Source organism: Pseudomonas sp. DP-17, from assembly GCF_022380625.1.
In the GTDB taxonomy this organism is placed as follows: Bacteria; Pseudomonadota; Gammaproteobacteria; order Pseudomonadales; family Pseudomonadaceae; genus Pseudomonas; species Pseudomonas nitroreducens_A.
This window is the reverse complement of sequence record NZ_JAKSXG010000013.1, coordinates 145355-158090: the sequence shown is the minus strand read 5'-3', so window position 1 is coordinate 158090 and position 12736 is coordinate 145355. Positions and strand designations below refer to the sequence as shown.

Below are 12736 nucleotides of genomic sequence, written 5' to 3'. Positions count from 1 at the left end.
GCGGTGCCGGGCTGATGGGTATCGCTTCGCTCCACGCCATCCTACGAGGCGGGCTGGGCATCAGCCTCGGTACAAGCTCGGACTCGCCCCGCTCCAGCGCTGGAAGGCATGCCGGAAGCTGGCCGTCTCGCTGTAGCCCAGCTGTTCGGCAATCAGGTAGATCGGCAGGTCTGTGTCCTTGAGCAGCTGCCGTGCGCGGTCGAAGCGCACCTCGTCGAGCACCTGCTGATAACTGGTGTTCTGCTGCTGCAAATGCCGCCGCAGGGTACGGGTGGAGCGGTGCAGGTGGCGCGCCACGCTGTCCAGGCTGGCGGTGGCCGGCAGGTGACTGGCCAGGTGCTGGCGCAACTGGTCGATCACATCGCCACGGGCGCTGAGCATCCCGCTCATGCGCAGGCACTGCTGCACGCCGTTGTGGCAACTGACAGGGTCGGCCAGTGGCAGCGGCCGGTCCAGCAGCGCCGGGCTGAAGCACAGGGCGCTGGTGGGGGCGCCGAAATCCACCGGGCAGCCCAGGCGCTCGGTGTAGGTCTCCGCATGCAGCGGCGGCCGGTAAGCCAGCAGCAGGCGCCGAGGACGTACCGACTCGCCGAGCAGGTCGCGGATCACCGTCAGCAGCGAGGTCAGGCACAGCTCGGTGTTGAACACGGTCAGCTCCGGCGCGTAGCGGTAGCCGTCGGCGGTCAGGTGGACTTCGTCGCCCTGCGGCGTCAGCGCCAGGCGGAAGTAGGTGCCGAGCAGCTCGGGAAAGGACAGCGCCAGTTGCAGCGCATCGCGCAGGGTGCGGCTGGCGAGCATGCTGTAGCCGAGGATGCCGTACGCCGAGACGTGCATGCGCAGGCCGAGGTAGAGGCCCAGTGCCGGATCGTGGTGGCAGTTGAGTGCGTTGGCAAAGACCCGCAGTTCCTGCGCGTGGGTGATCAGCTTTTCCGGCGTCAGCAGGTCCGCCTCGCCGATGCCGCTGCCTTCCAGCAGCTTAGGGCGCGATACGCCGGCGTGGTGCAGCACCTCGGTCGCCAGCACCACGGTGTGCAGGGTCGCCTGCTGGCGTTGTTCGGGGAGCAGGTGCTGGGCCATCTGTATGCCTCTTACGAAAGGTCTGCCGACGGTCTTGCGCTAACCTGACTCTAGCCTGCCGGCAGTTCCAGGTGACCTTTAAGCTTGGCTTCAGGCGCTGCTGTCACTCTGCCACGCCACTCCCCCGTTCGAGTCTTCCATGCGCCAACTGCTCAAACCCCGCCGTCTTTTCCTGCTCCTGGCACTGCTGGCCCTGGCCGCTCTGCTTGCGCTGGGCCAGAGCTTCCGGGTCTACGAGCGCGCCTGGTTCAAGCTCAATGAATGGCTGCACGCCGCCGAGTGGCAGGAAAAGTCCATCTGGCTGCCCGACTACCGCGTGGTGCTGGAGGCCCAGCCGATCGAGGGACTGGATGACGACGTCTCGGCGCTGACCTACGACCCGGACCGCCAGACCCTGTTCACGGTGACCAACCAGCGTCCGCAGATCATCGAGCTGTCGCTGGAGGGCAAAGTGCTGCGCAAGATCGATCTGCATGGCTTCGGCGACACCGAGGCCATCGAGTACATCAGTCGCAATGTCTATGTGATCACCGATGAAACCCACCAGCGGCTGATCCGTGTGGAATTGCGCGATGACACCCGGGAGCTGCACGTCGAAGACGCCCAGCAACTCGCCCTGGCGCTGGGGCGTGGCGGCAACAGCGGTTTCGAAGGGCTGGCCTATGATTCGGTGGGCAAGCGCCTGTTTGTCGCCAAAGAGCGCAAGCCGGTGCATATCTACGAAGTGCGCGGCTTCCCCTACGAGCAGACGGAGCAGCCCATTGCCGTCCATGTCGTGGAAGACCTGCAGCACAACCGCAACCTGTTCGTCCGCGACCTTTCCAGCCTGCAGTACGACGAGCGCAGCGGGCACCTGCTGGCTCTGTCCGACGAGTCGCGGCTGGTACTCGAGCTGAGCGCCGATGGTGAGCCGATCAGCTCCCTCTCGCTGTTGCGCGGGATGCAGGGATTGCGGCGCAGCGTGCCGCAGGCCGAAGGCATTGCAATGGACGACCAGGGCACTTTGTACGTGGTCAGTGAACCGAATCTCTTTTATGTCTTCCGAAAGTCGCCGTCATTGGAGTCTCAGTAACAAAGGAGATACAGTGGCCGCCTTCCGAATCCTAAGTAGTGGCGTTGAGCCGGGATTGGGCCATGAATGTCATTCAAGAGGCGCTGATCAATCGGCGTCTGAAAAAATCCCTCGCCGGGCATCAGTGCCGCCTCGCCGGTGGCATCAAGTCACTGCGTGACGGTGCGCGCCTGTCGTTGGAGCCGGGCGTGAAGATCGGCAAGGCGAAGATCTACTCCACCGACCTGGAAATCGGCGCCTACACCGATATCGTCAGCGGCAGCGAGTTTCGCCACGTCTCGCGCATCGGACGCTATTGCTCGATCGCCACCGAAGTGGTGATCGGCCAGGCGCGCCAATCGCACCCCATCGACTGGCTGACCACCCATCACTTCGCTTCCAACCCCAGATTGATCAACCGCCCGATCAAGCGCGACCACCCCTACCGCCCGGTGGTGATCGGCCATGACGTGTGGATCGGCCGCGACGTGCTGATCCTCGACGGCGTCAAGATTGGTACAGGGGCCATCATTGGCGCGCAGTCGCTGGTGAACAGCGATGTACCGCCCTACGCCATCGTTGCCGGGACGCCGGCGCGGGTGATTCGCTATCGCTTCGAGCCGGAGGTCATCGAAGGCCTGTTGGCCAGTCGCTGGTGGGACTTGCCGCTGGACGTCCTGGGCGAGCTTCCGCTGGATGATCCACAAGCCTGTCTGGTGGCCCTGGAAAAAATAACACCGCCAGCGGCTGTTCGTCCGCGACGTCTGCAGATTGCTTCGGAGCCCTTCCGACTTCGAGTGATGCCGGCGGAGCCGGCTCAGTCCGCGTCGCTGACCGATGCCTCCGACACATGACGCCAGGCAGTTGCCGCTGAAGCAGGCCGGCGAGCCCGATTACGGCCCGCTGCACAAGAAGCGCGAGACGCCCCGGAGGGCGCCTCGCTCAGCATCGATCAGAACTGCCACTGCACGCCGAGGGAGTAGGACGCCTGGCTGCCTTCGCTGTGGGCGAAGCGCGAGTTGGCCTCGGCGAACACGCCCAACTGCTCGGTGACTGCCAGCAGGGCGCCGGCCTGGGCGCGCCCGAAGTCCTTGTCCACGTCGCCCAGGTCAGCGTTACGGGTGCGGCCATCGCCCAGGGCGGTCAGCGCGATATCGTCCAGGCGGCCGTCTGCCAGTTCCTTCACCCAGCGCACGCTGGCATAGGGCTGCACGGCCATGCGGTTGCCCAGCGGCAGCTCGCCGCGCAGGCCCCAGCCGAGGCTGGCTTCTACCGAATCGTAGTCCTGCTTCTCATAGCCCAGCGCAGTACGCAGGTCGTCGTCCTCGTTGAAATCGTCGATCTTGTAGTGCACGTAGTCCAGCCCGCCTTGCGGCCCGGTCTTGATGCCGGCGATGTCGAAGTCATAGCCGCCGTCGACCCGTGCGCCCCAGAACCAGGCGTTGGTATCGCCGTCGATGCGCTGGTCGAGCAGCACCGGGCCGTTCTTCGCCTTCAGGTACACCGAACGCTTGCCGTCGAAGTCGGCATAGCCTGCGCTCAGCTCGCCGCCCAGCCAGACCGGACCGCCATCGTTGAGCAGGCCGTAGAGACCCAGCTGCCAGGTTTCCGCTTCCAGGCGGGCGCTGTGGTCCAGGTTGTCGCGGCTGCGCTGGAAGCTCAGGCTGCCGCCGACGGTCACGGCCTCGCTGGCGCGATAGTCGCCCAGCAGGTTGACACCGGCGCGGTGCGAGCGCGGGTCTCCGGGCATGTCGAAGCCGCTTTCGGGGGTGGTTTCGCCTTCGACGCCGACGGCACCGTCGAAGCTGCCGACTGGGCGGGAAGTGCCCAGCAGCGTCAGCCACCGGCGGTCGTGCAGGCGGGTCAGGGCCAGGTGCTGGCGCTGCAGCTGGTCTTCCATCTGCCGGGCCATGGCGCCACCGGAGGCGGTGGACGCGAGCAGGTCGGCGTTGGTCAGCTCCAGCACCAGTCGCGTGAGCAAGCGGGAGAAGTCGCGCAGACGCTGGTCGATGCGCTCCTGGCCGAAGGCGCCGGTGAGGACCTGCTCGTTGTCCAGGGTCGGGTTGTGCCAGGTGGCACCGCCGGGAATGGCGGGGTTGTCGGTCTGCACATAGCCATCCAGGTCGCCCAGCTCCCAGTTGGTGGCCTCGATGAACAGCACCGGGACGTTCAGCCCTTCGAAGCTTTCGCCGTCGCTGCAGCATCCGGTGCCGGCGGGATATTCCTCGTTCAGGCCAGGGTTGGTGAACAGCGGAATCTTCAGTTCCTGGGCGATGCGCAGGAGCTGGTCGCGGTAGGCGCCCAGTGCGGGGTTGTCGACGCTGTTGAAGCCGGCGTGGGCGTACATCCTGTCGCCGGTAATGAGACTGTCGAGGTTGATCATGCCCAGCAGGTTGCTGCGCTGCTCGTCGCTCAGGGAGGCGACGTAGGCGCGCGAACCGCGCAGGCCTTCCTCTTCGGCGCCGAAACCGACCACTTCCAGGCCGTTCTCCAGGGCGATGCCGCCCAGGTTGCGGGCGATCTCCGTCAGCACGGCGGCGCCCGAGCCGTTATCGTCCAGGCCCTGCAGTGTGGGGCGGCCGTAGTAGGTGTCGTAGTGGGCGCCCAGCACCACGTACTGGCCACTGCTGCCCGGAGCGCTGGCGATGACGTTCTGCGAGCTGCGGTTGCCGGCCCAGGTGAAGTCCTGGACCTGCGTCTGGTAGCCGAAGCCCAGGCGCGACTGCATCAGCGCGGTGGCGCCGGCGAAGCTGGCGGTACCGCGGTAACGGCCGGGGTAATCGTTGATCAGGGTGTCGAGGGTATCCCCGGCGTATTCCCCGTATTCGTAGGCATTGGCGTCGATCGCCCGCGCAGCGCAGCCCAGGCTGACCGCAACGGCTAAGGGTTTGAACACGGCACTTTCCTCTGTGTCGATTGGAATCGCATCGGTCTTCGATGCGTGCGGCGGAGGAAAGCAGGATGTGGACCGGTTCGCCGGAGATGGGCGGAATTTGACGCTTCAGTATCCGAGGGTGTCGCGCCACTGTAACAATAGCGATACACGACCGGCGGATAGGCCGGCCGTGAAAGGCCTGCGCGCGGGGGCGCTCACCAAGTCAGTGCGTTATCAGGTGTCGTCGCTGATCGGCGCTTCGGGTGCATAGCGTTTTACCGCTGTCACCCCGGCGTCGGCGGTGGCCTTGCTGGCGTACATCTGGCTCTGCCCGACGACCTGGCCGTTGCTGGCCTTGAGCACGAAGTAATGCTTGCCGTTGCTGGCGACCTTGATCTCGAAGGCGCCCTCGCGCTGGGAGTTGCTGCGCACTGACTCGATGCCGCCCACGGCCGAAGGCTTGGCCTTGTAGAGCTCGCTGGTCAGGACGATCTCGCCATTGCTGGCGTGGAGGTTGAAGAGGAACTGGCCATCACTGGCCTTCTTCAGATGATACTTGGCGGCCATGCTGCATCTCCTTGCGGAAGGACTCGGTCATCCCAGCGTAGACGGCAGCAGGCGCTCTGGAAGGCGCCATCCGGCGGATGGCGCCTCGCGGGCTCAGACCTTGAGCGTCTTCACGCCTTCAGCGGTGCCCAGCAGCAGCAAATCAGCCGGGCGTGCTGCGAACAGGCCGTTGGTGACCACGCCGACGATGTTGTTGATGGCTTCTTCCAGTTGCACCGGGCTGTCGATGCGCAGGTTGTGCACGTCGAGGATGATGTTGCCGTTGTCGGTCAGCACGCCCTCGCGGTACACCGGGTCGCCGCCCAGCTTCACCAGCTGGCGCGCCACGTGGCTGCGGGCCATGGGGATGACTTCCACCGGCAGCGGGAAGCCGCCGAGGATCGGCACCAGCTTGCTGGCGTCGGCAATGCAGATGAACTGCTTGGCGACCGCCGCGACGATCTTCTCGCGGGTCAGCGCCGCGCCGCCGCCCTTGATCAGCTCCAGGCGCTCGTTGGTCTCGTCGGCGCCATCGACATAGAACTCCAGCTCGCTGACGGTGTTCAGGTCGTAGACCGGGATGCCGTGGCCCTTCAGGCGCTGGGCAGTGGCTTCGGAGCTGGCCACGGCGCCGTCGAACTCGGCCTTGTGCTTGGCCAGCAGGTCGATGAAGAAGTTGGCGGTGGAGCCGGTGCCCACGCCGACGATGCTCTTGCTGTCGAGGTGCGGAAGGATGTGGTCGACGGCGGCCTGGGCCACTGCCTGCTTGAGCTGATCCTGGTTCATGGCGAAGGGTCTTCTTACCTGGCTGGGCGCGAAAGCGCCGGGGAATAGTCGAGAGGGCGGATTATAGCGGCCCGGGGCGCGCCGGTGTTGCGCCGCCGGGCAACTGTTACGGTCATCTGCGCGCGGATTGTTCGGTGGCCCGCGCCGCGCCCGCTGGAGTAGACTCGCGGTTCCTCGAAAAGCCGCCGATATAGCCCTTCCGATGCTCGAACACTACGTCAAGAAGATCCTCACCTCGCGTGTCTACGACGTTGCCGTGGAAACGCCCCTGCAGCCCGCCCGCCAGCTCTCCGAGCGCCTGGGCAACCAGGTTCTGCTCAAACGCGAAGACCTGCAGCCGGTGTTTTCCTTCAAGATTCGCGGCGCCTACAACAAGCTGGCGCAGCTGAGCCCGGAAGAACTCGCCCGCGGCGTCGTCACCGCCTCCGCCGGCAACCATGCCCAGGGCGTGGCGCTGGCCGCCCGCGAGCTGGGCATCAAGGCCACCATCGTGATGCCGCGCACCACGCCGGAGCTCAAGGTCCAGGGCGTGCGCGCCCGTGGCGGCAAGGCCGTGCTGCACGGCGATGCCTTCCCCGACGCGCTGGCGCATTCGCTGAAGCTGGTGGAAGAGAAGGGCTACGTCTACATCCACCCCTACGACGATCCGGACGTGATCGCCGGCCAGGGCACCGTGGCGATGGAAATCCTCCGCCAGAATCCGGGCCGCATCGACGCGATCTTCGTGCCGGTCGGCGGCGGCGGCCTGATCGCCGGCATCGCCGCCTACGTCAAATACCTGCGCCCGGAGATCAAGGTCATCGGCGTCGAGCCGGACGACTCCAATTGTCTGCAGGCCGCCATGGCTGCCGGCGAGCGCGTGGTGCTCGGCCAGGTCGGGCTGTTCGCCGACGGCGTCGCCGTGGCACAGATCGGCAAGCACAACTTCGAGTTGTGCAAGGACTACGTCGACGAGGTGATCACCGTCAGCACTGACGAGATCTGCGCGGCGATCAAGGACATCTACGACGACACCCGTTCGATCACCGAACCTGCCGGCGCGCTGGCGGTGGCCGGGATCAAGCGGTACGTCGAGCGCGAAGGCGTGAAGGGCGAGACCCTGGTCGCCATCGATTCGGGCGCCAACATCAACTTCGACCGCCTGCGCCACGTGGCCGAGCGTGCGGAGCTGGGCGAGAAGCGCGAAGCGATCATCGCCGTGACCATCCCCGAGCGCCCGGGCAGCTTCAAGGCCTTCTGCGAGGCCATCGGCAAGCGCCAGATCACCGAGTTCAACTACCGCTACAACACCGACAGCGAGGCGCACATCTTCGTTGGCGTGCAGACGCATCCGGAAAACGACCCGCGCGCGGCGCTGGTGCAGCAGCTGCAGGACCAGGGCTTCCCGGTGCTGGACCTGACCGACAACGAGCTCGCCAAACTGCACATCCGCCACATGGTCGGCGGCCATTCGCCGCGCGTTTCCGGCGAGCAGGTGTTCCGCTTCGAGTTCCCCGAGCGCCCCGGGGCGCTGTTCAACTTCCTCAACCGCCTGGGCGGCCGCTGGAACATCACCCTGTTCCACTACCGCAACCACGGCGCCGCCGACGGTCGCGTAGTCGCGGGCCTGCAGGTGCCGGAAGAAGAGCGTCACCTGGTGGCGGCCGCGCTGGAAGAGATCGGCTACCCCTACTGGGACGAGACGGACAACCCGGCTTACCGCCTGTTCCTCGGCTGAGGACCAGGCCGGGGCGGCGCGACTGCTGCTAGGCTTGTCGCATCGCCGCCTTCTTCACAGGGAATTGAAATGGAAAGCCTGCAGACCTTGCGCATCCTCCACGGCATCGCCGCCGTGCTGCCCTTCCTCGCCATCATCGGCCTGGCCTGGTACGGCTGGCGCAGCTGGCGTGGCGGTGACGCCGGGGTGATCGCCAAGGCGCTGCAGCGCATCGGCCTGATCGGCTGGGTGCTGGTCGCCGGCAGCGTCGCCAGCCTTCCGGTCAGCGGCTATCGCATGGTGCAGACCCTCGGCTGGCCACTGGGCCAGACCTGGTTACTGGGCAGCGCCTGCCTGCTGATCGTCGCGACGATCTTCTGGCTGCTGTTCACCACCCGCCTGTGGCGCATCCGCGACCTGGCGCTGGCGGCGCAGGGCAGCGGCGAACCGATTGCTGCCGGTGCGGCGCGGCAGTGGAAGGTCGGCCTGGCCTTCTTCGCGCTGGCGCTGCTGTGCGTGATCGCCATCCTGGTGCTGATGATCGGCAAACCGGTGTGATGCCCGCCGCGTGAACCTCTACCTGCTGCTCAAGACCCTGCACATCCTGTCTTCCACGCTGCTGTTCGGTACCGGGCTGGGTTCGGCCTACTACAGCTGGCGCGCCTGGCGCAGCGGCAACCTGGAAGCCATCCGCATCACCTTTCGCCACCTGGTCACCGCCGACTGGCTGTTCATCGCCACCACGGCGGTGTTCCAGCCGCTGAGTGGCATCGCCATGGCGCACATGGCCGGCTGGCCGCTGGATTCGGGCTGGTTGCTGTGGAGTCTGGGGCTTTATGTGTTCGCGGGCGCCTGCTGGCTGCCGGTGGTCTGGCTGCAGATCCGCGTGCGGAACATGGCTGAGGCCGCGCACCGGGAAGGCGCTGCGTTGCCGCCACGAGCCTTCCTCTATATGCGCTGGTGGTTCGCCCTGGGTTGGCCGGCGTTCCTGGCCTTCCTGGCGATCTTCTACCTGATGGTCAACAAGGGCTTCTGACGGCTCAGCGCAGGCTGATCACCGGCCAGCCGCGCTCAAGGGCGACGGCGCGCAGGGTGTCGTCGGGGTCCACCGCTACCGGGTTGGATACTCGTTCCAGCAGCGGCAGGTCGTTGCGCGAGTCGCTGTAGAAGTAGGCGTCGTCCAGCTTCAGGCCGGTCTCTTCGAGCCAGCGGTCGAGGCGGGTCACCTTGCCGCCCTGGAAGCAGGGCACGTCGAAGGTGCGGCCGGTGTAGAGGCCGTTGTCCATCTCACATTCCGTGGCGATCAGGGTTTCCACGCCCAGGCGTTCGGCGATCGGCCCGGTGACGAAGCGGTTGGTGGCGGTGATGATCACCAGCTTGTCGCCGGCGTCGCGGTGCTCGGCCAGCAGCGCCTCGCCCTTGGCCAGGACGATGGGCTCGATCACTTCCTCCATGAACTGGCGGTGCCAGATGGCCAGCTGCTCCAGGCTGTTGCGGCTCAGGATCGCCTGGGTGAAGGCCTGGTAGGCGAATACGTCGAGGGTGCCGGCCATGTAGTCGGCATAGAAGGCATCGTTGCGCGCCTGGTACTCGCCAGCATCCACCAGCCCCCGCTGGCACAGCCATTCGCCCCAGCTGTGGTCGCTGTCGCCAGCCAGGAGGGTGTTGTCGAGATCGAAGAGAGCCAGTCGCACGATGGATTACCGCCAGTTGCCAATACGGAAAAGTCGCCTAGAGTAACGGCTTTTGCCCACCTGGCACAGGACGCCGAAGCCCGCGTTGCCGCTGTCACAAGCTTTGTGGAACAATGCGGGCACACGCGATTTCGAGGATGTACCGCCGTGATCGATCCCGATGGTTTTCGCCCCAATGTCGGCATCATCCTTTGCAACGATGTCGGACAGGTATTGTGGGCACGGCGCATCAACCAGGAAGCCTGGCAATTTCCCCAGGGCGGCATCAACGCCCGCGAAACCCCTGAGGAAGCGCTGTACCGCGAACTGAACGAAGAAGTCGGCCTGGAAGAGCAGGACGTCAAGATCCTCGCCTGTACCCGGGGCTGGCTGCGTTACCGCCTGCCGCAACGCCTGGTGCGTACCAACAGCCAGCCGCTGTGCATCGGGCAGAAACAGAAGTGGTTCCTTCTACGCCTGACCGGCGAGGAAAGCCGGGTGCGCATGGATGTGACCGGCAAACCCGAATTCGACGGCTGGAAATGGGTGAGCTACTGGTACCCGCTGGGCCAGGTCGTGACCTTCAAGCGCGAGGTCTACCGCCGGGCACTGAAGGAATTGGCACCGCGCCTCCTGGCGCGCGACTAGCACGAAGTTCAAGGAGTTAGACCCCCACGCCATGCTCAACACGCTGCGTAAGATCGTCCAGGAAGTGAACTCCGCCAAGGACCTCAAGGCGGCGCTGGGCATCATCGTGCAGCGCGTGAAGGAGGCGATGGGCACCCAGGTGTGCTCGGTCTACCTGCTGGACCCGGAGAGCAACCGCTTCGTGCTGATGGCCACCGAGGGCCTGAACAAGCGCTCCATCGGCAAGGTCAGCATGGCGCCCAACGAGGGCCTGGTCGGCCTGGTCGGCACCCGCGAGGAGCCGCTGAACCTCGAGAACGCCTCCGAACACCCCCGTTACCGCTACTTCGCCGAGACCGGCGAGGAACGCTACGCCTCCTTCCTCGGCGCGCCGATCATCCACCACCGCCGGGTGATGGGCGTTCTGGTCGTGCAGCAGAAGGAGAAGCGCCAGTTCGACGAGGGCGAGGAAGCCTTCCTCGTCACCATGAGCGCGCAGCTCGCCGGTGTTATCGCCCACGCCGAAGCCACCGGCTCGATCCGCGGACTGGGCAAGATGGGCAAGGGCATCAGCGAAGCCAAGTTCGTCGGCGTCCCCGGCGCGCCCGGCGTGGCCGTGGGCAAGGCCGTGGTGGTCCTGCCGCCGGCTGATCTCGAAGTGGTCCCGGACAAACCCATCGACGACGTCGAGGCCGAGGTCGAGCGCTTCAAGCAGGCGCTGGAATCGGTCCGCGAAGACATGCGCAACCTCTCCAGCAAGCTGGCCACCCAGCTGCGCAAGGAAGAGAGGGCGCTGTTCGACGTCTACCTGATGATGCTCGATGACGCTTCCATCGGCCTCGAAGTCAAACGCATCATCCGCACCGGCCAGTGGGCACAGGGCGCCCTGCGCCAGGTGGTCATGGAGCACGTGCAGCGCTTCGAACTGATGGACGACGCCTACCTGCGCGAGCGCGCATCGGACGTCAAGGATATCGGCCGGCGCATCCTGGCCTATCTCCAGGAAGAGCGTAAGCAGTCGCTGACCTACCCCGACCAGACCATCATCGTCAGCGAGGAGCTGTCGCCGGCCATGCTCGGCGAAGTGCCCGAAGGCAAGCTGGTGGGCCTGATCTCGGTGCTCGGCTCGGGCAACTCCCACGTCGCCATCCTCGCCCGCGCCATGGGTATCCCCACGGTGATGGGCGCGGTCGACCTGCCGTATTCCAAGGTCGACGGCATCGACCTGATCGTCGACGGCTACCACGGCGAGATCTATACCAACCCCTCGCCGCAGCTGGTCAAGCAGTACGGCGAAGTGGTCGCCGAAGAGAAGGAACTGAGCAAGGGCCTGGCCGCGCTGCGCGAGCTGCCCTGCGAGACGCTGGACGGCCATCGCATGCCACTGTGGGTCAACACCGGCCTGCTGGCGGACGTGGCGCGCGCCCAGGAACGCGGCGCCGAGGGTGTCGGGCTGTACCGCACCGAAGTGCCGTTCATGATCAACGACCGCTTCCCCAGCGAGAAGGAGCAGCTCGCCATCTACCGCGAGCAGCTCTCCGCCTTCCACCCGCTGCCGGTGACCATGCGCACCCTGGACATCGGCGGCGACAAGGCGCTGTCCTACTTCCCGATCAAGGAAGACAACCCCTTCCTCGGCTGGCGCGGTATCCGCGTCACCCTTGACCACCCGGAAATCTTCCTGGTGCAGACCCGCGCCATGCTCAAGGCCAGTGAAGGCCTGGACAACCTGCGCATCCTGCTGCCGATGATCTCCGGCACCCACGAGCTGGAAGAGGCGCTGCACCTGATCCACCGCGCCTGGGGCGAGGTGCGCGACGAAGGCGTCGACATCCCCATGCCGCCGATCGGCATGATGGTGGAGATCCCCGCGGCCGTGTACCAGACCCGCGAACTGGCGCGCCAGGTGGACTTCCTCTCGGTCGGTTCCAACGACCTGACCCAGTACCTGCTGGCGGTGGACCGCAACAACCCGCGGGTTGCCGATCTCTACGACTACCTGCACCCGGCCGTGCTGCAGGCGTTGAAGAAGGTGGTCGACGACTCCCACGCCGAAGGCAAGCCGGTGAGCATTTGCGGAGAAATGGCCGGTGATCCGGCTGCCGCCGTGCTGTTGATGGCCATGGGCTTCGATTCGCTCTCGATGAACGCCACCAACTTGCCTAAGGTTAAATGGCTGCTGCGCCAGATGACCTTGTCCAAGGCTCGCGAACTGCTCGGCCAACTGATGACCTTCGACAACCCGCAGGTCATCCACAGTTCGCTGCACCTGGCTCTGCGCAACCTGGGGCTGGGCCGTGTGATCAACCCGGCGGCGACCATCCAGGCCTGACGCTGCAGCAGCCCCTGGCGAAAGACCCCTGACGGATACGTGCATCACTGCAGGGCGGATGAAGAATCAAGGC

12 protein-coding genes are annotated in these 12736 nt (G+C 65.7%); 7 read left to right on the top strand and 5 right to left on the bottom strand.

Features of this window, described 5'->3' with window-relative positions:
- Positions 1-60 precede the first annotated feature (60 nt).
- A complete protein-coding gene (locus MJ122_RS20990; protein ID WP_239745919.1) occupies positions 61-1077 on the bottom strand; it encodes an AraC family transcriptional regulator in 1017 nt (338 codons plus the stop codon).
- 139 nt (positions 1078-1216) lie between these two features.
- Here MJ122_RS20990 and MJ122_RS20985 point away from each other — a divergent pair, with 139 nt between their 5' ends.
- A complete protein-coding gene (locus tag MJ122_RS20985) occupies positions 1217-2149 on the top strand; it encodes an SdiA-regulated domain-containing protein (RefSeq protein WP_088420072.1) in 933 nt (310 codons plus the stop codon).
- A 62-nt stretch (positions 2150-2211) separates the two neighbouring features.
- The gene (locus tag MJ122_RS20980) at positions 2212-2982 is read left to right on the top strand and encodes a CatB-related O-acetyltransferase (RefSeq protein WP_239745918.1); all 771 of its coding nucleotides are present in this window, start codon (positions 2212-2214) and stop codon (positions 2980-2982) included.
- 98 nt (positions 2983-3080) lie between these two features.
- On the opposite strand, the gene MJ122_RS20975 is transcribed toward MJ122_RS20980, so the two are convergent.
- The 3 genes from MJ122_RS20975 to rpiA form a co-directional block, all read right to left on the bottom strand.
- Complete coding sequence (locus MJ122_RS20975) at positions 3081-5024, bottom strand: autotransporter domain-containing protein (protein ID WP_239745917.1); 1944 nt, start codon at positions 5022-5024, stop codon at positions 3081-3083.
- A 213-nt stretch (positions 5025-5237) separates the two neighbouring features.
- Positions 5238-5570, bottom strand: coding sequence for a YegP family protein (locus MJ122_RS20970; RefSeq protein ID WP_239745916.1), 333 nt, complete (start codon positions 5568-5570; stop codon positions 5238-5240).
- 93 nt (positions 5571-5663) lie between these two features.
- Positions 5664-6335, bottom strand: a complete 672-nt coding sequence (gene rpiA, locus MJ122_RS20965) for a ribose-5-phosphate isomerase RpiA (RefSeq protein ID WP_088420080.1) — start codon at positions 6333-6335, stop codon at positions 5664-5666.
- Between the two features lie 190 nt (positions 6336-6525).
- Here rpiA and ilvA point away from each other — a divergent pair, with 190 nt between their 5' ends.
- The 3 genes from ilvA (at position 6526) to MJ122_RS20950 (ending at position 9067) form a co-directional block, all read left to right on the top strand.
- Positions 6526-8052 (top strand): threonine ammonia-lyase, biosynthetic, encoded by a 1527-nt coding sequence (gene ilvA / locus MJ122_RS20960; RefSeq protein WP_088420422.1) that lies wholly within the window; start codon positions 6526-6528, stop codon positions 8050-8052.
- Between the two features lie 69 nt (positions 8053-8121).
- The gene (locus tag MJ122_RS20955; RefSeq protein ID WP_239745914.1) at positions 8122-8589 is read left to right on the top strand and encodes a DUF2269 domain-containing protein; all 468 of its coding nucleotides are present in this window, start codon (positions 8122-8124) and stop codon (positions 8587-8589) included.
- A 10-nt stretch (positions 8590-8599) separates the two neighbouring features.
- On the top strand, positions 8600-9067 hold the full coding sequence (locus MJ122_RS20950; RefSeq protein WP_239745913.1) for a DUF2269 domain-containing protein: 468 nt from the start codon (positions 8600-8602) through the stop codon (positions 9065-9067).
- A 4-nt stretch (positions 9068-9071) separates the two neighbouring features.
- Here the strand turns inward: MJ122_RS20950 and MJ122_RS20945 are convergent, their stop codons facing one another.
- Entirely contained in the window at positions 9072-9725 is a 654-nt protein-coding gene (locus MJ122_RS20945; protein WP_239745912.1) for an HAD family hydrolase, read from the bottom strand.
- Between the two features lie 147 nt (positions 9726-9872).
- On the opposite strand from MJ122_RS20945, the gene MJ122_RS20940 reads away from it, so the two are divergent.
- Both MJ122_RS20940 and ptsP read left to right on the top strand, forming a co-directional pair.
- Positions 9873-10352 (top strand): RNA pyrophosphohydrolase, encoded by a 480-nt coding sequence (locus MJ122_RS20940; RefSeq protein WP_017520843.1) that lies wholly within the window; start codon positions 9873-9875, stop codon positions 10350-10352.
- Between the two features lie 31 nt (positions 10353-10383).
- On the top strand, positions 10384-12663 hold the full coding sequence (ptsP, locus tag MJ122_RS20935; protein WP_017520844.1) for a phosphoenolpyruvate--protein phosphotransferase: 2280 nt from the start codon (positions 10384-10386) through the stop codon (positions 12661-12663).
- The last annotated feature ends 73 nt before the right edge of the window (positions 12664-12736 follow it).

Excerpts from the sequence above, each read along its gene's own strand:
- MJ122_RS20980 (WP_239745918.1), top strand. The coding sequence starts at position 2,212 with ATGAATGTCATTCAAGAGGCGCTGATCAATCGGCGTCTGAAAAAATCC.
- MJ122_RS20985 (WP_088420072.1), top strand. The coding sequence starts at position 1,217 with ATGCGCCAACTGCTCAAACCCCGCCGTCTTTTCCTGCTCCTGGCACTG.
- MJ122_RS20970 (WP_239745916.1), bottom strand. The coding sequence starts at position 5,570 with ATGGCCGCCAAGTATCATCTGAAGAAGGCCAGTGATGGCCAGTTCCTC.
- rpiA (WP_088420080.1), bottom strand. The coding sequence starts at position 6,335 with ATGAACCAGGATCAGCTCAAGCAGGCAGTGGCCCAGGCCGCCGTCGAC.
- MJ122_RS20955 (WP_239745914.1), top strand. The coding sequence starts at position 8,122 with ATGGAAAGCCTGCAGACCTTGCGCATCCTCCACGGCATCGCCGCCGTG.
- MJ122_RS20990 (WP_239745919.1), bottom strand. The coding sequence starts at position 1,077 with ATGGCCCAGCACCTGCTCCCCGAACAACGCCAGCAGGCGACCCTGCAC.
- ptsP (WP_017520844.1), top strand. The coding sequence starts at position 10,384 with ATGCTCAACACGCTGCGTAAGATCGTCCAGGAAGTGAACTCCGCCAAG.